The organism is Cryptosporangium arvum DSM 44712, assembly GCF_000585375.1.
Lineage (GTDB): Bacteria > Actinomycetota > Actinomycetes > Mycobacteriales > Cryptosporangiaceae > Cryptosporangium > Cryptosporangium arvum.
In genome coordinates this window covers 8,569,201-8,587,918 of the sequence record NZ_KK073874.1, presented here as the reverse complement: position 1 = coordinate 8,587,918, position 18,718 = coordinate 8,569,201, and the positions used below count along the sequence as shown (strand labels likewise).

Genomic DNA, 18,718 nt, shown 5'->3' with positions numbered 1-18,718 from the left:
CGCCCGCTCGGCAGCGTCGCGCTCAGCGGGCTCCAGGTTCAAGCCTTGACACGAGCCCTAGCGTGCTTTGCCGGCCAGGCGGCTGGTGATCACGGCCAGGGCGATCGCGGTGGGGATCAGCAGCCAGCCGAGGGTGTCCACGGCCCAGACGAGGCTGGCGAAGCCGGTCGCGAAGTAGCGGCAGGCCAGGAGCAGCGCGAGCGCGGTGCCCAGCCACCCGGCGGCGGTCTTGGCGACCATCATCGGTGACGACGTGCCGCCGCGGCGGATCAGCGCGACGAAGGCCAGCAGCAGGAGCGGGATCACCGCCAGACGGACAGCCCTGGTGGCGGCGCCGCCCTCCTTGATCCACCCGGTGATCGGGTCGGGCACGCCCGACATCACCCGGCCGATCGCCGAACTGGCCTCGAAGGCGCCGGCGAGCCACGGCGGGGAGCTGGGCGAGCCGACGAGCTCCCGGACCGCCGGGGTCTGCGCGACGGCGTCGAGCAGGGCGATCAGGATCAGGACGAGCATCCAGCGGCTCCACGCCCGGCGTCCGGTCGGCGTGCCGATCGGAGGGCACTGGAGGCGCTGCCACGGCACCCGGCGGGGTGCCTTCACCGCTGCTGATCGGGCGTCCCGCTGCGGGGCGGGGTTGCCGTCCGGCCGCAGCGGGCCCCGCTGCCACGGGGCTCGTTGGTGGGGCGCGGCCGGCCCGCCACGGGCGGCCGGGTTGCCGGCCTGCGGGTTGCCGGGTGCTGGGCGTCCGGGGGCGTATCCGGCGGGAGCGTGGCTCGGGCCGCGGACGTCGACGGCCGGTACGGGGGCGGCGGGGCGGGCAGCGGACTTCAGGCGCGCGGCGGCGCCCTGGAGACGGGCGGCGCCCTCTTTGAGCTTGGCGACGGCCAGTTCGGCCGGGGGAACGTCGGGCGCGGGAGCACCAGCGGGCTTCGGCCGGATCAGGGCGACCGGGCGCTCGGAGGAACGCACCGGAACGATCGGAGCGCCCCCGGAACGACGCGCGAACCGGTCGGCCAGGTACTCCACGATGTCCGGCGGTGCGTCGTCGGCCGCGTCGCGCATCCCCGGCGGCGGCGCGTCGGCACTCGTGAACGGACGCGTCGGCGCCGGCCGGTGCCGGATCGCGTTCCCGACCTCCGACGGCAGCCACGAATCCTGCTCGGCGAACGACCCGACCTGACGAACGATCCAGTCCATCGACGGCCGCTCGCCCGGCTCCTTCGCGAGGCACTTCCCGATCAGCTCGGCGAGCCCCGTCGGCAGCCCCGACAGATCCGGCGGCGCGGTGGAGACCCGGTTCGCGACCGCGAACGACTGCCCGGCCCCGAACGGTGCCATCCCGGTCGCCGCGTGCGCCAGCACCGCTCCCAGCGAGAACACGTCGCTGCTCGGCGCCAGCGCCGACCCGGCCAGGTGCTCGGGCGACATGTACCCCGGCGTGCCGAGCAGCGGCCCGTCACCGGTCAGGTCGATGCCCTCGACGGCCTTCGCGATGCCGAAGTCGATCACCCGCGGACCGTTCTCCGAGAGCAGCACGTTCGACGGCTTCAGATCCCGGTGCACGACCCCGGCCGCGTGGATGACCTGGAGCGCCTCGGCCAGCCCGGCGGCCAGCGCCCGGACCGTGTGCTCCGGCAGCGCACCGTGCTCGGTGAGCACCTGGGAGAGCGACTGACCGCGGATGTACTCGGTCGCGAGCCACGGCGGGTCGCCGTCGGGATCGGCGTCGAGCATCGCGGCCGTGTAGGGCCCGCCGACCCGCTGCGCCAGCGCGACCTCACGGCGGAAGCGCGTCCGGAAATCGGGGTTGATCGCGAGGTGCCCGTGCACGGCCTTCACCGCGGCCGGGCGCCCACCGGGCGAACGCCCCAGGTAGACCGTGCCCATCCCACCGGATCCGAGCACGCCGACCAGCTTGTACTGGCCGAGCTGTCCGACGGTCGGTGCACTCACGGACTGCGGCTCCTTCCCCGGTTGACACCTCCATCGTGGCTGCTGAGGTCAAGAAGCGCGACCGTAGGCGTCTGCGAACTCGTAGACACGTTCGACGTATGCCGGGACGCGGTTGTAGCTGAACACCGCCGACGACCAGCCGGAACCCGAGGCGAGGTTCTGCCCGCCCGCGCACAGGTAGTAGCCGGCGGCGAGCGACGCGTCGTCGATGTCATAGGGGTCCGCGCGGCCGTTGTCGTCGGCGTCGACCGCCCAGGCCTTCCAGGTCGCGGGCAGGAACTGCATCGGGCCGATCGCCCGGTCGAACGTGACGTCGCCGTCGAGCAGCCCCTGGTCGGTGTCGGTGACGCGCTCGACCCCGATGCCGGCCAGGGGCACGCCGATGATCGGGCGGCTGCTGGTGCCGTCGGGCTGGAGCGCGGCGCCCCCGTACCGGCCGTGGTTGGATTCGACCGCGCCGATGGCGGCGAGCAGCGTCCAGGAGAGGCGGCAGCGGGGCTTCGCCCGGGCGATCACCGCTTCGGCGTACCCGTACGCCTGGAGCGCCGTCGGCGGGATGTCGAGCTGACGCAGGGCGTCGGCCCAGTGGGCGAGCGCGTCCGCGGGGCGGGCCCCGTCCTGCTCCGGGCGACCGCCGGTCGGGGCCGGGTTCACCGGGGCGCTCGCGGCGCCCGCCTCCGGCAGCGTCGACGGCGCCAGGGCCGGTGCCTCCGCTGACGGGGCCGCCGGAGCGGACGCCAGCGGCGGGGGAGGGGCGGAGAGTTGCTGCGGCTCCGGGCGGGTCCAGCTCCAGACGGCGACGCTGGCGGTGGCCAGGCAGAGAACGAACGCGGCCGCGCCCGCGAGAGGGGCCAGGGAGCGTCGGGAGCGGCTGGGCGGCCAGACGTGCGCGTGCGCGGAACGCTCGTCCGGGGCGAGATCCGGCCAAGGGCTGACCGGAGGCTCCTCGGGCATCTCGCCGAGGTCGTCGACCTCGGCGGGGGCGGGGTTAATGGGGAGGGGGTGCACGGGGACGGGGTGCGCTGGGGTCGGCTCCGCCTGGTGCGTGGGGGCGGTGGAGGTGGGTTGGGTCCGGGCGGGGTCGCCGGCCGGGCTGACCCAGTGGTGCGGCTCGGCGGGGACCGGCAGCGTGTCGTGGTGGGCTGGCCGATCGGGCGCGGCGTCGATGCGGGCGGCCTCGGACCGGGCTTCGAATTCCGCCGCTTCCGAGCGGACGGCTTCCGATCGGGCGGCTTCGGACCGGGCTGCAAAATCCGCGGCTTCCGAGCGGGCGGCCTCGGACCGGGCGGCTTCGGTCTGGGCGGCTTCGGTCTGGGCGGCCCAGGCCTCGGCGTGCTGGGTCCAGGCCACTGCGGCCTGCCGCCAGGGCTCGGCCGACAGCGAAGGAGGCTCGTCGGACGGCGCCCCGTCCGGGTCGGAGCCGGGCGTCTGGTTCAACCCGTCTTCATCGTCATTGCCCATTTTGTTGCGCACGTTCTCAGGGTGCCCTTTCGGGCCGCCCTGTGCACGCTTCGCCGACCGGGTAGTTCAACTCATGTGCGCAGGTCGGAGCACACGTCAAGATGTTCCCATGACCAGCCCCGAACCCTCGGTTCCGCTCGCGACCGTGCGGACCACGCTCGCCGGACTCGTGAGCGACGGTGTCCTCTCGTCCGGCCAGGCCGACCAGGTGAACCGCCGCCTCGCCGCCGCCACGGTGGCGAGCCCGCCGATTCCGGGCGAACACCGGATGCGCACGCGCGTCGTCGAGGTGGCCGGTTACCTCGGCGGGGCGATGGTGCTCGGGGGTGCGGCGTCGATCGTCGTACCGACCTGGGACTCGTTCCCGTCGGCGGCCCGGTTCGCGCTGGCCGTGGTCGCCACGGTCCTGCTGGCCGGCGGCGCCCTCGCCGCCCGGTTCGCGCGGCTCGGGGACGACACGCTCGGAGCCCGGATGCGGTTGGCGTCGGCGCTCGGAGCGCTGGCCTCGGGCGCGGCGGCCACGGCGGCGGCGGTACCGGCGAGCAACTCGTGGGAACTGCTGGCCGCCTCGGTAGCGGCGCTCGTCGTGGCCCTACCCGGTTACGCGCTGGTGCGCGGCGCGCCGCTGCTGGGCACCGCGTGGCTGGCGTCCGCGCTCCTGGTGGCAGACATCCTCGACCGCGCCGGCGTGCAGGACATCCTCCCGTGGGGAATCGCGTACGCGCTCGTCGGCGCGATCTGGATGCTGCTGGCCCTGCCGGTGCGGGGCAATCCCGTCCGAGAGCCGGGCCTCGCGGTGCTGCTCGGCGGCCTGACCGGCTTCGGAGCCGCGGAGGCTGTCACCACCGACGGCAAGGCGTTCGCGCTCGTCGGCCTCGTGATCGGCCTGGCCTTCGCCGCCGGCTGCTTCGCCCTGTACCTGGCGACCCGCCGCTGGCCGGCGCTGGTGCCCGCGGTGCTGATCGCACTCGTCGTGCCGGCCACCGCGCTGGCCCAGATCCTGGACAGTTTCCTGGCCGCCGGCTTCGCGGTCGCTCTGGTCGGCGTGGCTCTCCTGATCGCCGGCGCGGTGGCCCTGCTCCACCGCCGCCCACCCGCCACCATCGCCTGACCCGTCTTCGTCGCCGAGCCCCCGTGCGCAGGTGCCGAGCCCCCATGTGCAGGCGGCGATTACCTTGACAACTTTTATCCTGGATATTTAGAGTCCAGATATGCGGATGGGCGAGGGTGTCGAGTGGGCATTGCACACCTGCGTGAACTTGACCTGGTTGCCGGCCGGGCAGGCGGTGCCGGCGGGCAAGTTGGCGGAGTTCTACGGGCTTCCGGCGGCGTATCTCAACAAGCAGCTGCAGGCCCTGGCCCGGGCGGGCATCGTGTCCTCCACCTCCGGGCCGCGGGGTGGATTTCAGCTCGCCCGTAGCCCGGAGCAGATCACGTTGCTCGATGTCGTCGTCGCGATCGAAGGGCCCGACGAGGCGTTTCGGTGCGAGCAGTTGCTCAAGCGGGGGCCAGGTGCCGATCCCCGCGCCGATTACCGGCAGTCCTGCCTGATCTCCCAGGGGATGCGACGCGCCGACCTGGCCTGGCGGCGGGAACTGGCCGCCCAGACCATCGCCGATCTGCGGGCCGATGTCGAACGCGCCTACCCCGCCACCGGGAACAACACCGTCAATCGATTCGCCGCACTTCGCGCCTGACGAACGGCACCATCCCGTCCGACCCATCAACGGGTGCGTCGCATCCGAGACGACCAGAAGCCCCTCGTCCGAGGGGCTTTTCCCGGGAGGTATTCTAGATGTTCAGTATCCAGAATCTACGGGGCCGCGTCTGGCTCCCCGGCGATCCCATGTTCGACGACAACCGACAGCCCTGGAACCGGGCCGTCGACCAGACCCCGGTCGCGGTGGTCGAAGCCGCCGACGCCGACGACGTCTCTCACCTCGTTCACTTCGCGCGTCGGAACGATCTGGCCATCTCGCCTCAACCCAACGGGCACGGCGCGACCAGCCACACCAACGGCACGATCCTGTTGCGTACCGGTCGGCTCGACGCCATCGACATCAACCCGGTGACGCATCGCGCTCGCATCGGGGGCGGGGTTTCGTCCGGCCTCCTCCAGAGCGCGGCGGCCCGCCACGACCTCACCGGCCTGCCCGGTAGCTCGCCGATCGTCAGCGTCGCGGGGGTCGCGCTCGGGGGAGGGCTCAGCTGGTTCGCTCGCGCGCACGGGTGGGTGGCCGACGCCGTGGTCGCGTTCGACGTCGTGGACGCCGACGGGCGACAGTGCCACGTCACCGCGGATGACGACCCCGACCTGTTTTGGGCGCTGCGTGGGGGAGGCGGCGACTTCGCGGTGGTCACCGGGCTGGAACTCGCGTTGCATCCCGCACCCGACCTCTACGGCGGGCGGGTGCTGTGGGGCGCCGAGCACGCCGCCGAGGTGTTCGAAGCTTTCCGGACGGTCACCGCCGGCGCGCCCGACGAGTTGACCGTCTGGCTCGACCTGCTGCACTTCCCCGGGGCCGAGCCCATGGTGGCCCTCGACACCACCTACCTCGGCGACCCCGCGGAGGTACGCGATCTGTTCTGCGAGCTGCCCACGCCGCTCTCCGACTCCCGCCGCGTGATGTCGGTCGACGAACTCGGGAGCATCACGGCCGAGCCGACGGAGCCGACCGCGGGGGTCTCGCACGCCGAACTGTTGACGGCGCTCGACGATCGCGTCGTGAAGGGGTTGCTGGCCGAGCCGATCGCGCCCCTGCTGAGCGTTCAGGTGCGGCACCTGGGCGGGGCGATCGCCGGCCCCTCGGACAGTCCGCACGGGCCGCTCACCGAGCCCTACGCGCTCTATCTCTTCGGCCTGACCGACGAATCGACGGCCAAGCAGCGTGAGCTGGTCGCCGGTCTACCGATCAGCGGGCGCAAGCCGTACACGTTCCTCGGCCGGGCCGAGACCGCGGCGGATGCCTTCGCCCCGGGAAAGCTGGCCCGGTTGCGCGAGATCAAACAGCACCGCGACCCGACAAACGTCTTCCGCTCGAACTTCCCCGTGAATTGAGACCGTCCGCCCGCACCGGACGTGCGGGCGGACGGTGTGCCGCCGGGCGTGAACCAGGATCAGTGACCTCGGTCGATCCACTCCTGCAGGTGCGGCGCCTCGGCGCCGATCGTGGTCGTGTCGCCGTGGCCGGTGTGCACGACCGTCTCCGGCGGCAGCGACAGCAGCCGGTCGCGGATCGAGTCGATGATCGTCGGGAAGTCCGAGAACGACCGTCCGGTCGCGCCCGGCCCGCCGTTGAACAGCGTGTCACCGCTGAACAGCGCCCCGAGCGACGGCGCGTAGAAGCACACCGCTCCGGGGGCGTGCCCGGGCGTGGCCAGCACCTCCAGCGTCACCCCGGCCACCGACAACTCCTGACCGTCGGCGAGGGCGCCGTCCGGGGCGCGGCCGGGGTGGACCATCTCCCACAGCTCCCGGTCGGCCGGGTTCAGCAGGATCGGCGCCCCGACGTAGGACGCCAGCTCCACCGCGGCGTTCACGTGGTCGTTGTGCGCGTGGGTGCACGCGATCGCGGTGACGGTGCGACCCCCGACGGCGGCCGCGATCGCGTCGGCCTCGTGGGGAGCGTCGATCACCAGGCACTCGGAGTCGTCGCCGACGATCCAGACGTTGTTGTCGACCTCCCACTCCCCGCCGTCGAGCGCGAAGATGCCGGAGGTGACGATGCGGTCGACGCGGGCGGTCACTCGAACACCACGACCGAGCGCAGGACCTCGCCGTGGTGCATCTTCCCGAACGCGTCCTCGACGCCGTCCAGCGGAATCGTCTCGGTGACGAACTTGTCGAGCGGGAGACGCCCCTGCAGGTACAGGTCGATGAGCATCGGGAAGTCACGCGAGGGCAGGCAGTCGCCGTACCAGGAGGACTTCAGCGCACCACCGCGGCCGAACACGTCGATGAGCGGCAGTTCGAGCGTCATGTCCGGCGTCGGGACGCCGACGAGCACGACGGTTCCGGCCAGGTCACGGGCGTAGAACGCCTGCTTGTACGTCTCCGGGCGGCCGACCGCCTCGATCGCGACGTCGACGCCGAAACCGTCGGTCAGGTCCTGCACGGCCTTCACGACGTCGTCGACCTCGCCGGCGTTGATCGTGTGCGTCGCGCCGAACTCGCGCGCCCACTGCAACTTCTTCTCGTCGACGTCGATCGCGATGATCCGCCGCGCGCCGGCCAGGTACGCACCGGCGATCGCCCCGTCACCGACACCGCCGGCTCCCCACACCGCGACGCTGTGCCCGCGGCCGACGCCGCCGGTGTTGATCGCCGCGCCGATACCGGCCATCACACCGCAGCCCAGCAGGCCGGCCACCGCGGGCTTGGCCGCGTCGTCGACCTTCGTGCACTGCCCGGCGGCGACGAGGGTCTTCTCGACGAACGCGCCGATGCCGAGCGCGGGGGACAGCTCGGTGCCGTCGGCAAGCGTCATCTTCTGCTTGGCGTTGTGCGTGTTGAAGCAGTACCAGGGCTGACCACGCAGGCACGCGCGGCAATCGCCGCAGACCGCGCGCCAGTTCAGGATCACGTAGTCGCCGACGGCGACGTTCGTGACGTCGGGGCCGACCGCCTCGACGATGCCGGCGGCCTCATGGCCGAGTAGGAACGGGTAGTCGTCGTTGATTCCGCCTTCGCGGTAGTGCAGGTCGGTGTGACAAACGCCGCACGCCTGGACTTTCACGACCGCTTCGCCGGGGCCCGGATCGGGCACCAGGATGGTCGTCACCTCCACCGGAGCGCCTTTAGCTCGGGAAATGACTCCGCGTACCTCCTGCGTCACTGCGACTCCCCTTCCCGCGCGTGTGCACCGAGAGCGGGACGCCCCGGCGCGTGCGGTGATTGTTACGGGACGATGATCCTCTCCAGAAGCCTACTTACGGAGAGAGCGCCTGTGGACAGGGTGGTCATCGTCGGGGCATCACTGGCCGGCTGGTCGCTGGCCCGTTCGCTGCGGTCGCGGGGGTTCGGTGGGTCGATCGAGTTGATCGGCGAGGAGCCGCACCGCCCCTACGACCGTCCGCCGCTCTCGAAGGCGTATCTGGCCGGTGACCTCGACCTGGACGGCATCTCGCTGCTGGTCGCCGACGAGGACGTACCGGTGACGTGGCGGCTGGGCGTGCCGGCGGTCGGGCTCGACGGCACGTCCGTCGCACTTGCCGACGGGTCCACGGTCACCGGTGACGCGGTCGTGATCGCCACCGGCACCACGCCGCGGTCGTTGCCGTCCGCCGCCGGGCTGCGCGGCGTGCACACGCTTCGTACCTGCGCCGATGCCGACGCCCTGCGCGCGGCGTTCGCGCCCGGCGCCCGGGTCGTCGTGATCGGGGCCGGGTTCATCGGCGCCGAGGTGGCCTCCACGGCGACGAAGCTCGGGGCCTCGGCGACGGTGCTGGACGCCGCGGCCGCTCCGATGGAGCACGCGTTCGGTCCGGAGATGGCCGCGGTGGTCACCGCGTTGCACGGGGCCAACGGGGTGCCGTTGCTGACCGGGGTGTCGGTGGCCGGGCTCACCTCGGCCGACGGGGCCGTCACCGGGGTCTCGCTGGCCGACGGACGGACGCTGCCCGCCGACGTCGTGGTGGTGGGCATCGGCGTGGTGCCCGCCGTCTCCTGGCTCGACGGCTCCGGGGTCGCGCTGGACAACGGGGTGGTCGTCGACGCGGCCGGGCGGACGTCCGTGCCCGGCGTCTGGGCCTGCGGTGACGTGGCGCGCTACCCGTCGGCGCGGGCCGGTGGGCCGATCCGGGTGGAGCACTGGACCCACGCGCGTGAGCACGCGGCGGCGGTGGCGGCCGGTCTGCTCGGTGAGCCGGCCGAGTACGACCCGGTGCCGTACGTGTGGAGCGAGCAGTACGGCGTGATGGTGCAGTTCGCCGGGTTCGTGCGGCCGGGGGACGAGGTCGAGGTGGTGGACGGCGACCCGGCCGAGTACCGCTTCGTGGCCGCCTACCGCCGGGCCGGGAAGCTCGTCGCGGTGCTGGGGGCGCGGATACCGCGGACGTTCGTGCGCCTGCGCCGCGAGTTGGCGGCCGGCTGAGACGACGAGGGGGCCCGGAGGCCCCCTCGTCGCGCGCTCAGGCCTTGAGGTTCAGCGTCAGCGTGTTGCCGTCCCCGGCGAGCAGCGTGGTGAGCAGCGGCGTCAGCAGGCCGCACTTGGTGAAGCCGGGGATCTTGTAGGTGCCGGCCACCGTCGTCGTCCCGAACACGTCGATCGGCGTCGTGTTGGTGAGCGTCGCGCTGGTCGCGGTCTTCGTCGTGCAGCCGGGGCTGACCAGGTTCAGGTTCGGCAGCGCGTCCTGGAAGACCCGCAGCACCTGCAGCTTGAACGTGGTCGTGGTCTCGAGCTTGTTGGCGCCGAGATCGACGGTGCCGGTCAGACCGCCCTGCGGGACGATCCGGACGATCGACGTCGTCGGGATCAGGTTCGCGAGCTTGAGGCGCACGGTGAGGTCGGGGATCTCGGCCGTGCCGGTGAGTGTCTTCGCGTCCAGATCGATCGACGTCTTCACGACCGACGTCGGGATGTCGGCGGTGACCTTCTGCTTGGCGATGAACGTCGTCCCGGTGGTGTTGGCGAACACCAGGTCGACCGGGGCGGCCTGGGCCGGTTGCGCGAGCGCGAGACCGGTCGCGGTCGCCGCCAGCACGGCGGTGAGGGTTGCGAGCAGACGACGACGCACGGGTCCTCCTTGACGGCAGGGGTGTGGCAGCCGTCACCGTACTGACGAGTAACTCCAGTGCGCCAGTGACCATTGGCAAGTTTTAAGGTTCACAAAAACCGGGCTCGGCCGTCCTCCAGCTCGTACACCGCGCCGACCAGCTTCACCGAGCCGTCGGAGACGGCGTCGGCGATCGCCGGGGAGCGTTCGATCAGCAGGTTGATGACCCGGGTGACGTTGTAGGCGATCGCGCGGTTGAGCTGTTCTTCGCTCGAACCGCCCTCGCGCTGGGCCTTCAGCGTGATCGGCAGCACCCGCTCGACCAGGTCGCGTACCGAGCCGGTCGGGTCGAGGTTGCCGGTGGCGGTCTCGGCGGCGGCCTTCAGCGCGCCGCAGGACTCGTGCCCCATCACGACGACGAGCGGCACGTTGAGCTGCGTGATCGCGAACTCGATGCTGCCGAGAACGGCGAAGTCGACGATCGGCCCGGCGGTGCGGCACACGAACAGGTCGCCCAGCCCCTGGTCGAACACGATCTCGGCCGGAACGCGCGAGTCGGCACACCCCAGCACCGCCGCGAACGGCTCCTGCCCGGCCACCAGCTGGACGCGACGGGCATCGTCCTGGTTGGGCCGGGCGGGCGTGCCGGCGGCGAACCGGGCGTTGCCGGCGACCATGAGCGCGTACGCCTCGTCGGGGGTGGGACGGGCGGGCGGTTCGGGCGCAACGGGCAGCGGCGAGACGGACACGGCGGCTCCTCGGGAGACGTCGGGGCTGCGGGGAGCGCGCCCCTGGATTCTGTATACGACGTCCCGGGGCTCTGGGGCCAGGGGATGTGGGTGTCACCACGGTACCCGGCAGGACGTCTACGGCCGGTAGTTGTCACAATGGCTCGGTGAGCTATCCCCAGGACGCGCCCCTCTCGGCCGAATGGTTCGCGCGTGCCAGCACCGTCGTGCCCGGCGGGGTCAACTCTCCGGTCCGTGCTTTCCGGGCGGTCGGCGGCACGCCGCGGTTCATGGCACGCGGTGAGGGCCCTTACCTCTACGACGTCGACGGCCGCAGATACGTCGACCTGGTCTGCTCCTGGGGCCCGTTGCTGCTGGGCCACGCCCACCCCGACGTCGTCGCCGCGCTGTCCGCGGCGGCCGCGAAGGGCACGAGCTTCGGCACGCCGAGCGTCGGCGAGGTCGAGCTGGCCGAGGAGATCGTCGCCCGGGTGGAGCCGGTCGAGCAGGTGCGCCTGGTCAACTCCGGCACCGAAGCCACGATGAGCGCGATCCGGCTCGCCCGGGGCGTCACCGGCCGCAGCAAGATCGTCAAGTTCGCCGGCAACTACCACGGCCACGTCGACGCCCTACTGGCCGCGGCCGGCTCGGGTGTCGTGACGTTCGGGCTGCCCGACACGCCCGGGGTCACCGGCGCCAGCGCGGCCGACACGATCGTGCTGCCGTACAACGACTCCGCCGCGCTCACGGCCGCCTTCGCCGAGCAGGGGCCCGACATCGCCGCGGTGATCGTCGAGGCGGTGCCGGCGAACATGGGAGTCGTCCCGCCGGTGGACGGGTTCGACCTGCTGCTGCGCGAACAGTGCACCGCCGCGGGCGCGCTGCTGATCAGCGACGAGGTGATGACCGGCTTCCGGATCTCGGCGGCGGGCTGGTTCGGCGCGTCCGGCGGACGGGTCGTCCCCGACCTCTTCACGTTCGGCAAGGTGATGGGCGGCGGTCTGCCCGCCGCGGCGTTCGGCGGCAAGGCCGACGTGATGGCCGCGCTGGCTCCGGTCGGCCCGGTCTACCAGGCGGGAACGCTCTCCGGTAACCCGCTGGCCTGCGCGGCCGGCCTGGCCACGCTGCGAGCGGCCACCCCGGAGGTCTACGCGAACGTCGACGCTTCGGCCGGTCAGGTGGCCAGGCTGGCGTCGGAGGCGTTGACTGGAGCCGGAGTGCCGCACCGGGTGCAGGCGGCCGGCAACCTCTTCTCGGTGTTCTTCGCCGCCGAGGAGGTCGTCGACTTCGCCGGTGCCCAGCGACAGGACACCGCGGCGTACGCGGCGTTCTTCCATGCCATGTTGGCTGAGGGCGTCTACCTTCCGCCCAGTGCCTACGAGGCGTGGTTCCTGTCGGCGGCACACGACGAAGAGGCTCTGGGTCGGATCGCGGCAGCGTTGCCTACGGCGGCCCGGGCCGCCGCAGCGTCCCTTACGGAGGCCTGAGAGTGACGGTCACGACCACCGTGCACGTAATTCGCCACGGCGAGGTGTACAACCCGGGCGGGATCCTCTACGGACGTCTGCCCGGGTACAAACTGTCGCCGCTGGGCGAGCAGATGGCGGTGGTCACCGCGAAGCACCTGGCCGATCGCGACGTCACGCACCTCTTCGTCAGCCCGATGGAGCGCGCGCAGCAGACGATGGAGCCGTTCGCCGAGCGGTTCGGCGTCGAGGCGGTCGTCGACGAGCGGCTGATCGAGGCCACGAACCTGTTCGAGGGCAAGCCGTTCGGGCCGGGCGACGGCCTCTGGCGGCACCGGAAGTACTGGCACTACCTGCGTAACCCGTTCCGTCCCTCGTGGGGGGAGCCGTACCAGGAGCAGGCCGAGCGGATGTTCTCGGCCATCACCGACTTCCGGAAGGCCGCCGAGGGCCACGAGGTGGTCTGCATCTCCCACCAGTCGCCGATCGTCATCCTCCGCCGGTTCCTGGAGAAGAAGTCGCTCTGGCACGACCCCCGTCGCCGGCAGTGCGCGCTGGCCAGCGTGACGTCGGTGAAGTTCGAGGACGACGAGGTCGTCGGCGTCGAGTACGCCGATCCCGCCGCCGCCCTGATCGCCCAGTCGAAGACCGCCCAGACCGAGCGAGGCGCCTGAATCCGATGTATGCCCCCTCCTGGCTCCGCCGTTGTGTACCCCTCGTCGCACTGGCCGCACTGGCGGCCTGCTCGACGGGCACGGACGCCGTGGACCAGGCGTCGGGCACCTCGCAGCGGTTCGTCGCCGGGTCGGGGTCGCAGGAGGTGTACGCGGCCGGCGAGCGCAAGGCCGCGCCGAACCTCTCCGGCAAGCTGCTCGACGGGGGTTCCTTCGAGCTCGAGTCGACGCGCGGTGACGTCGTCGTGCTGAACTTCTGGGCGTCCTGGTGCGGGCCGTGCCGGGCCGAGGCCGACGACCTGGAGCGCGTCCACCAGGCCACCAAGGCCAGCGGCGTGCGGTTCCTCGGGATCAACGTCAAGGACACCGAGTCGCGCGCCAAGGGCTTCGACGTCAAGTTCAACATCACCTATCCCAGCCTGGTCGACCCGTCGCAGCGGGTGGCGCTGCAGCTCAAGGCGGCGCCGCCGAACGCGGTGCCGGCGACGATCGTCGTCGACCGCGAGGGCCGGATCGCCGCGGTGTTCCGCAAGGCGCTGCTCGACACCGAGCTGCAGCCGGTGGTCGAGAAGATCGCGGCGGAGAAGCGATGAGCGTCGAGGGCCTGGTCACCGACGGGCCGCTGATCGTCGCGGCCGGAGTCAGCGTGCTGGCCGGGCTGGTCAGCTTCCTCTCGCCGTGCGTGCTCCCGCTGGTGCCGGGTTACGTCTCCTATGTCACCGGGATCGCCGGAGCCGACCTGGACGCCGCGCTGGGCACCGACCCCTCGGGGCGACCGGTGCCCTCCTCGGGTGGGGTGGCGTTGGCCACCCGTCCTTCTCGCACGAAGGTCCGTGGGCGGATGCTCGCGGGGAGCTTGCTGTTCGTCGCCGGGTTCAGCGCGGTGTTCACGCTCATCGCGTTCGCGACCGGTGGCCTCGGCGGGTTCCTGTTCGAACACCAGGCGACCCTGCAGCGGGTGATCGGCGCGCTCGTCATCGTCTTCGGGCTCGGCTACCTCGGGGTGCTGCCCGGCCTGCAGCGTGAAGCCCGGGTGCGGTGGCTGCCCGCCTCCGGCCTGGCCGGGGCACCGCTGCTCGGTGCGGTGTTCGGCCTCGGCTGGATCCCCTGCGTCGGCCCGACGCTCGGTGCGGTGCTCGGCTTGGCCGCGGTCCAGGGCGGAGCGGGGCGGGGCGCGTTCCTGGCGCTCGCGTACTGCGTCGGCCTCGGCGTGCCGTTCGTGCTGTTCGCGCTCGGGTTCCGGCGCCTGCTCGGCGCGTTCGCGGCCGTGCGCAGGCACAGCGTCTGGGTGGTGCGGATCGGTGGTGTGCTGCTGATCGCGGTCGGCGTCGCGCTGCTGTTCGGGTTCTGGGACGACCTGGTGATCTGGATCCGCGGCATCTTCGGCGTCGGCACGGTGGTGCTCTGATGGCCACGCTCGGCGAGCAGGACGCGGTCACCGGTCTCGCGACCGCACCGGAGGACGCCAGCAAGCCCGAGGACCGCCGCGCCGGCCGCGGTCCGATCGGGCCGAGCGGACCGGGCCGGCTGAACGCGCTGCTGGAGGAACCGCGCCGCTGGTGGCGGATCCTCACCAGCATGCGCACCGCGCTGGTGCTGCTGTTCCTGCTGGCGCTCGCGGCCGTCCCCGGCAGCACGTTCCCGCAGCGCGACCTGAACCAGAACAAGGTCGACGAGTACTTCGCCGAGCACCCGAAGCTGGCGCCGTTCCTCGACAAGCTGTCCGCGTTCGACGTCTTCGCCTCGCCCTGGTTCGCGGCGATCTACCTGCTGCTGTTCATCTCGCTCGTCGGCTGCCTCGTGCCGCGCATCCGGGTGCACGCCCGCGCGATGGTCAAGCGGCCCCCGGCCGCACCCCGCCACCTCGACCGCCTGCCGGTCTCCGGGGCGGCCGCGGTGGCCGGTGACCCGTCCGCGATCGCCGACTCCGCCCGGGGCGTGCTGCGCCGCGCCCGCTGGCGCACGGTGGTGCGTACCGAGACGTCCGGCGCGGTGACGGTCAGCGCCGAGAAGGGCTACCTGCGCGAGACCGGCAACCTGGCCTTCCACGTCGCGCTCGTCGGCCTCCTGGTCGGCGTCGCGTCCGGTTCGCTGTGGGGCTGGAAGGCCAGCGTGCTCACGGTCGAGGGCAACGCGTTCTGCGACACCGTCCAGGCCTACGACTCGTTCTCGCCCGGCAGCCGCATGCGTGACGCGGCGCTGCCGTCGTTCTGCGTCCGGCTCGACGACTTCCAGGGCACGTACCTGGAGAACGGCCAGCCCGAGGACTTCCTGGCCAAGGTCCGGTACATCCAGGGCGACCGCGCGTTCACGCAGGACCCCGACACCGAGTACGACCTGAAGGTCAACCACCCGCTGCGGCTCGACGGCGCGAACGTCTACCTGATCAACCACGGCTACGCGCCGGTGCTCAAGTACACCGACCGGTTCGGCACGGTGTTCGAGGAGACGCCGGCGTTCCTGCCTCAGGACGTGCAGCTGACCAGCGAGGGGGCGTTCGTGCTCCCGGACGCCAACCAGGATCCCAAGTCGACCGCCCGCACCAGCGACGTCCAGATGGCGTTCACCGGGTTCTTCCTGCCGACCGCCTCGCTGTCCGGCCCGCCGATCCGGTCGATCAGCCCGGAAGCGAAGGACCCGGCGGTGACGCTCGTCGGTTACCGCGGCGACACCGGTCTGGACTCCGGCATCGCGCGCTCGGTCTACTCGATCGACCAGAACCAGGTCGACAGCGGCGCGCTCAAGTCGGTGGGCTCGAAGAAGCTCTCGGTCGGCGAGGTCTGGAAGCTCGACGACGGCACGACGCTGCAGTTCGCCGGCTACCGCGAGTTCATGACCGTCCAGGTCGGACACGACCCCGGCGAGATGCTCGTGCTGGTCTCGGCCGGATTCATGCTCGTCGGCCTGATCGCCTCGCTCACCGTCCGGCGTCGCCGGATCTTCGTCCGGGTCACCGGCGACGGTGAGCTCACCGTCGGCGGCCTGGCCCGCACCGACCCCGACCGCTTCGCCGACGAGTTCCAGAGCCTCGTCGAACGGATCGAACGCACCGCGCCCGCGAAAGATCGCACCGCACCCGCGAAAGAAGGAGCGTCATGACGGACGCCCAGCTCGCCGACCTCTCGAACACGCTGCTCGTCGTCGCGATCCTGGCGTACACGGTGGCGATGTTCGGCTACGCCATCGAGTTCGCGTTCGGGCGCAAGGGGGTGGTGGCTTCCCGCGCCGAGGCTCCGGCGAAACGGGTGCTCGTCGGCGCCGGAGGCCCCGAGCAGGACGAGACCCCGTCCCCGCCGGCGCCTCCCGCTCCCACCGTCGGGCGCGCGGCCTGGTTCGGGCGGTTCGGGGTCATGGCGGCGGTCGTCGGTGCGCTCGCGCAGGTCGGCTGCCTGGCCGCCCGCGGCTTCGCGGCGGGTCGGGTGCCGTGGGGCAACATGTACGAGTTCGTCTCGGTGGCGTGCGTCGTCGGCACGATCACCTGGCTGGTGGTCTCCGCCCGGCGTCCGGTGCGCTACCTCGGCATGTTCGTGATGCTGCCGGTCGTGCTGCTGCTGGGGCTGGCCGGCACCGTGCTCTACGTCGACGCCGGGCCGCTGATGCCCGCGCTCAACTCGTACTGGCTCTGGATCCACGTCTCCACCGCGTCGATCTCGGTCGGCATCTACCTGATCGGCGGCGTGCTGTCGGTGCTGTACCTGCTGCGTGAGGGGTACGACCGGCGGGTCGCGGCGGGGCGTCCGGCGAATGCGCCCGGGTTCGGCTTCGGCGTGGGGCGGCACCTGCCCGCGGCCGAGGGGCTGGAGCGGATGACGTTCCGCCTGCACGCGTTCGGTTTCCCGATCTGGACGTTCGCGATCATCTGCGGCGCGATCTGGGCCGAGGCGGCGTGGAGCCGGTACTGGGGTTGGGACCCCAAGGAGACCTGGGCGTTCATCTCCTGGGTCGTCTACGCCGCGTACCTGCACGCGCGGGCCACCACCGGCTGGCGCGGCCCCCGGGCCGCCGCGATCGCGGTGCTGGGCTTCGTCACGATGATGATCAACCTCTACGTCATCAACTTCGCGGTGAGCGGGCTGCACTCGTACTCGGGTCTGTGAGCCCTAAGAAAGTGCGCGTCACCCGTATCGGGGTGGCGCGCACTTTTGTGTTCCGGGCCACGTCCCGGTGGTCGTGAAACCTTAATTCTTGGGTTCGTGGATCAGTGGTCGGGCGGTTGTGACGGCTGGCGCTTCGGCTGATCGTCCTTCGGGGTGAGGTCGTCGCGGCGTCGATAGGCGAGCGCGGCCTCGTAGTCGTCCCCCCGGAGCCAGCCGACCACCACCACGTCCTCGTGTTCGGCCTGCTGTGGCATCGAATCGTCCCCCTGGTCCCTCTGTCGTTTCCGACAAATTACCAAAAAAGGACTTTTCAGGGACGTTAGACGACGGGTTAATCAGCCGCCTCGTGGGTACCGGTGATGTGATCGCCCATTCGTCTGTCTACTGTGGTGTATCGGGTCCACCGTTCGGCGGATGCGGCGACGAAACCGCATTAAGGAGCACTTAAGAAGCCGTTCCGGAGTGGACCCACTACGCGTTGTGGTGGTCCCCAGGGCCTTCATTAGGATTCCCACACGAGGCTGGACCGCTCAGTAACAGATGTCATACCGTGTCCCAGTACTTTTCGAGTGTCCGCTGTTCACGGGGGAGTAAGGGAGTGCCGCACCGGTGAGATCCTCTCGGACTCACGCTCGCCGTCCCGTCGTTCTGGCCAGCGTCCTCGCAACCCTTCTGTGCGTGGTGCTGTTACCCGGAGGCGGCGCCAATGCGGCCCCGTCCTTGTCCGAAGCCGAGAAGCAACTCGACGCTCTCGGCGTCAAGATGGACAAGGTCAACGAGCAGATGAACAGCGCCAAGGTCCAGCTCAAGCGGGTCAAGACGCAGCAGGCCGGGCTGAACCGCCAGCTGGCCGCGTCCCAGACCAAGCTCGACGAGGCCCAGGCCGAGGTCGGCAAGATCGCCGCCACCGCGTACCGCGACGGCAGCATGTCGCTCACCTCCGCGATCGTCCGCGAGGGCTCGCCGGAGAACTACCTCGATCAGCTCGCCGCCGTGGAGTGGCTCTCCTCGCGTCAGCGCGACACGATCGAGGAGGCGAAGGCCTACCAGGCCAAGTACGACGCCACCAAGACCCGCGTCGACAACCAGGTCAAGGCGGCGCAGCGGCTGGAGTCGCAGCTCGGCTCCCAGCAGAAGCAGATCAAGAAGGACCAGTCGAAGTGGGAGGAGATCCGCCGGTCGGCGTACGTCAAGAAGTACGGCAGCTCGCCGGCCACGGTCACCTACAACGGCCAGGCCAGCGGTAACGCCGCGGTGGTCGTGCAGTACGCGATGGCGCAGCAGGGTGAGCCCTACGTGTTCGGCGGCTCCGGCCCCAACCAGTGGGACTGCTCGGGTCTGGTGATGATGGCCTGGAAGCAGGTCGGCGTGAACCTGCCGCACTCGGCGCACCAGCAGTACAACCAGATCCCCAAGGTCTCCCGCTCCAACCTGCAGCCGGGCGACATCGTCTTCTTCTACAGCGACCTGCACCACGACGGCATCTACATCGGCAACAACCAGGTGGTGCACGCACCCACCGAGGGCCAGAACGTCCAGGTCGAGAGCATCAACAACATGCCGTTCGCCGGGGCGGGCAGGCCGTAGGTCGCGACTGTCGGTGGGCCATGAATACTTGTGTT

The 18,718-nt window shown here is 71.3% G+C and carries 18 protein-coding genes; 11 read left to right on the top strand and 7 right to left on the bottom strand.

Annotated elements, in window-relative coordinates:
* Positions 1–57: 57 nt before the first annotated feature.
* On the bottom strand, positions 58–1,956 hold the full coding sequence (locus tag CRYAR_RS44280) for a serine/threonine-protein kinase (protein WP_051571571.1): 1,899 nt from the start codon (positions 1,954–1,956) through the stop codon (positions 58–60).
* Positions 1,957–2,004: 48 nt separating this feature from the next.
* A complete protein-coding gene (locus CRYAR_RS39165; RefSeq protein ID WP_157018424.1) occupies positions 2,005–3,417 on the bottom strand; it encodes a lytic transglycosylase domain-containing protein in 1,413 nt (470 codons plus the stop codon).
* A 109-nt stretch (positions 3,418–3,526) separates the two neighbouring features.
* On the opposite strand from CRYAR_RS39165, the gene CRYAR_RS39160 reads away from it, so the two are divergent.
* From CRYAR_RS39160 to CRYAR_RS39150, 3 genes are all read left to right on the top strand, one after another.
* On the top strand, positions 3,527–4,528 hold the full coding sequence (locus CRYAR_RS39160; RefSeq protein WP_035858382.1) for a hypothetical protein: 1,002 nt from the start codon (positions 3,527–3,529) through the stop codon (positions 4,526–4,528).
* A 100-nt stretch (positions 4,529–4,628) separates the two neighbouring features.
* Positions 4,629–5,114, top strand: coding sequence for an RrF2 family transcriptional regulator (locus CRYAR_RS39155; RefSeq protein WP_035858380.1), 486 nt, complete (start codon positions 4,629–4,631; stop codon positions 5,112–5,114).
* A 98-nt stretch (positions 5,115–5,212) separates the two neighbouring features.
* The gene (locus CRYAR_RS39150) at positions 5,213–6,475 is read left to right on the top strand and encodes an FAD-binding oxidoreductase (protein WP_035858378.1); all 1,263 of its coding nucleotides are present in this window, start codon (positions 5,213–5,215) and stop codon (positions 6,473–6,475) included.
* Between the two features lie 59 nt (positions 6,476–6,534).
* Here the strand turns inward: CRYAR_RS39150 and CRYAR_RS39145 are convergent, their stop codons facing one another.
* Together CRYAR_RS39145 and CRYAR_RS39140 are read right to left on the bottom strand one after the other, a co-directional pair.
* The gene (locus CRYAR_RS39145; protein ID WP_035858376.1) at positions 6,535–7,164 is read right to left on the bottom strand and encodes an MBL fold metallo-hydrolase; all 630 of its coding nucleotides are present in this window, start codon (positions 7,162–7,164) and stop codon (positions 6,535–6,537) included.
* Positions 7,161–8,252, bottom strand: coding sequence for an S-(hydroxymethyl)mycothiol dehydrogenase (locus CRYAR_RS39140; protein WP_035858374.1), 1,092 nt, complete (start codon positions 8,250–8,252; stop codon positions 7,161–7,163). Before CRYAR_RS39140 ends, CRYAR_RS39145 begins: the two co-directional genes overlap by 4 nt.
* A gap of 111 nt (positions 8,253–8,363) precedes the next feature.
* Here CRYAR_RS39140 and CRYAR_RS39135 point away from each other — a divergent pair, with 111 nt between their 5' ends.
* Positions 8,364–9,509, top strand: a complete 1,146-nt coding sequence (locus CRYAR_RS39135; protein ID WP_211247862.1) for an NAD(P)/FAD-dependent oxidoreductase — start codon at positions 8,364–8,366, stop codon at positions 9,507–9,509.
* Between the two features lie 37 nt (positions 9,510–9,546).
* Here the strand turns inward: CRYAR_RS39135 and CRYAR_RS39130 are convergent, their stop codons facing one another.
* Complete coding sequence (locus CRYAR_RS39130; RefSeq protein WP_157018420.1) at positions 9,547–10,152, bottom strand: hypothetical protein; 606 nt, start codon at positions 10,150–10,152, stop codon at positions 9,547–9,549.
* A gap of 89 nt (positions 10,153–10,241) precedes the next feature.
* A complete protein-coding gene (locus CRYAR_RS39125; protein WP_245620612.1) occupies positions 10,242–10,880 on the bottom strand; it encodes a carbonic anhydrase in 639 nt (212 codons plus the stop codon).
* 146 nt (positions 10,881–11,026) lie between these two features.
* Here CRYAR_RS39125 and hemL point away from each other — a divergent pair, with 146 nt between their 5' ends.
* From hemL to ccsB, 6 genes are read left to right on the top strand one after another with little or no spacing between them, the layout of a single operon-like run.
* A complete protein-coding gene (gene hemL, locus CRYAR_RS39120; protein ID WP_035858370.1) occupies positions 11,027–12,346 on the top strand; it encodes a glutamate-1-semialdehyde 2,1-aminomutase in 1,320 nt (439 codons plus the stop codon).
* A gap of 2 nt (positions 12,347–12,348) precedes the next feature.
* Positions 12,349–12,999 carry a histidine phosphatase family protein gene (locus CRYAR_RS39115; RefSeq protein ID WP_035858368.1) on the top strand — a complete coding sequence of 217 codons (651 nt, stop codon included), beginning with the start codon at positions 12,349–12,351 and terminating at the stop codon, positions 12,997–12,999.
* 5 nt (positions 13,000–13,004) lie between these two features.
* Entirely contained in the window at positions 13,005–13,592 is a 588-nt protein-coding gene (locus tag CRYAR_RS39110) for a TlpA family protein disulfide reductase (RefSeq protein WP_035858366.1), read from the top strand.
* Complete coding sequence (locus CRYAR_RS39105; protein ID WP_035858364.1) at positions 13,589–14,407, top strand: cytochrome c biogenesis CcdA family protein; 819 nt, start codon at positions 13,589–13,591, stop codon at positions 14,405–14,407. The genes CRYAR_RS39110 and CRYAR_RS39105 overlap by 4 nt, the downstream gene beginning before the upstream one ends.
* Positions 14,407–16,098, top strand: coding sequence for a cytochrome c biogenesis protein ResB (gene resB / locus CRYAR_RS39100; RefSeq protein WP_084701534.1), 1,692 nt, complete (start codon positions 14,407–14,409; stop codon positions 16,096–16,098). The genes CRYAR_RS39105 and resB overlap by 1 nt, the downstream gene beginning before the upstream one ends.
* The gene (ccsB, locus tag CRYAR_RS39095; protein ID WP_035858362.1) at positions 16,095–17,096 is read left to right on the top strand and encodes a c-type cytochrome biogenesis protein CcsB; all 1,002 of its coding nucleotides are present in this window, start codon (positions 16,095–16,097) and stop codon (positions 17,094–17,096) included. Before resB ends, ccsB begins: the two co-directional genes overlap by 4 nt.
* A gap of 101 nt (positions 17,097–17,197) precedes the next feature.
* Here ccsB and CRYAR_RS47820 read toward each other — a convergent pair whose 3' ends face one another.
* Positions 17,198–17,350, bottom strand: coding sequence for a hypothetical protein (locus CRYAR_RS47820; protein WP_157018418.1), 153 nt, complete (start codon positions 17,348–17,350; stop codon positions 17,198–17,200).
* Positions 17,351–17,774: 424 nt separating this feature from the next.
* On the opposite strand from CRYAR_RS47820, the gene CRYAR_RS44275 reads away from it, so the two are divergent.
* A complete protein-coding gene (locus tag CRYAR_RS44275) occupies positions 17,775–18,683 on the top strand; it encodes a C40 family peptidase (RefSeq protein WP_157018416.1) in 909 nt (302 codons plus the stop codon).
* Positions 18,684–18,718 lie beyond the last annotated feature (35 nt).

Bases quoted from the DNA above. Each gene is read 5' to 3' on its own strand.
- CRYAR_RS39105 (WP_035858364.1), top strand. From the start codon at position 13,589: ATGAGCGTCGAGGGCCTGGTCACCGACGGGCCGCTGATCGTCGCGGCC.
- ccsB (WP_035858362.1), top strand. From the start codon at position 16,095: ATGACGGACGCCCAGCTCGCCGACCTCTCGAACACGCTGCTCGTCGTC.
- CRYAR_RS39150 (WP_035858378.1), top strand. From the start codon at position 5,213: ATGTTCAGTATCCAGAATCTACGGGGCCGCGTCTGGCTCCCCGGCGAT.
- CRYAR_RS39160 (WP_035858382.1), top strand. From the start codon at position 3,527: ATGACCAGCCCCGAACCCTCGGTTCCGCTCGCGACCGTGCGGACCACG.
- CRYAR_RS39110 (WP_035858366.1), top strand. From the start codon at position 13,005: ATGTATGCCCCCTCCTGGCTCCGCCGTTGTGTACCCCTCGTCGCACTG.
- resB (WP_084701534.1), top strand. From the start codon at position 14,407: ATGGCCACGCTCGGCGAGCAGGACGCGGTCACCGGTCTCGCGACCGCA.
- CRYAR_RS39155 (WP_035858380.1), top strand. From the start codon at position 4,629: ATGCGGATGGGCGAGGGTGTCGAGTGGGCATTGCACACCTGCGTGAAC.
- CRYAR_RS39165 (WP_157018424.1), bottom strand. From the start codon at position 3,417: ATGGGCAATGACGATGAAGACGGGTTGAACCAGACGCCCGGCTCCGAC.
- CRYAR_RS47820 (WP_157018418.1), bottom strand. From the start codon at position 17,350: ATGCCACAGCAGGCCGAACACGAGGACGTGGTGGTGGTCGGCTGGCTC.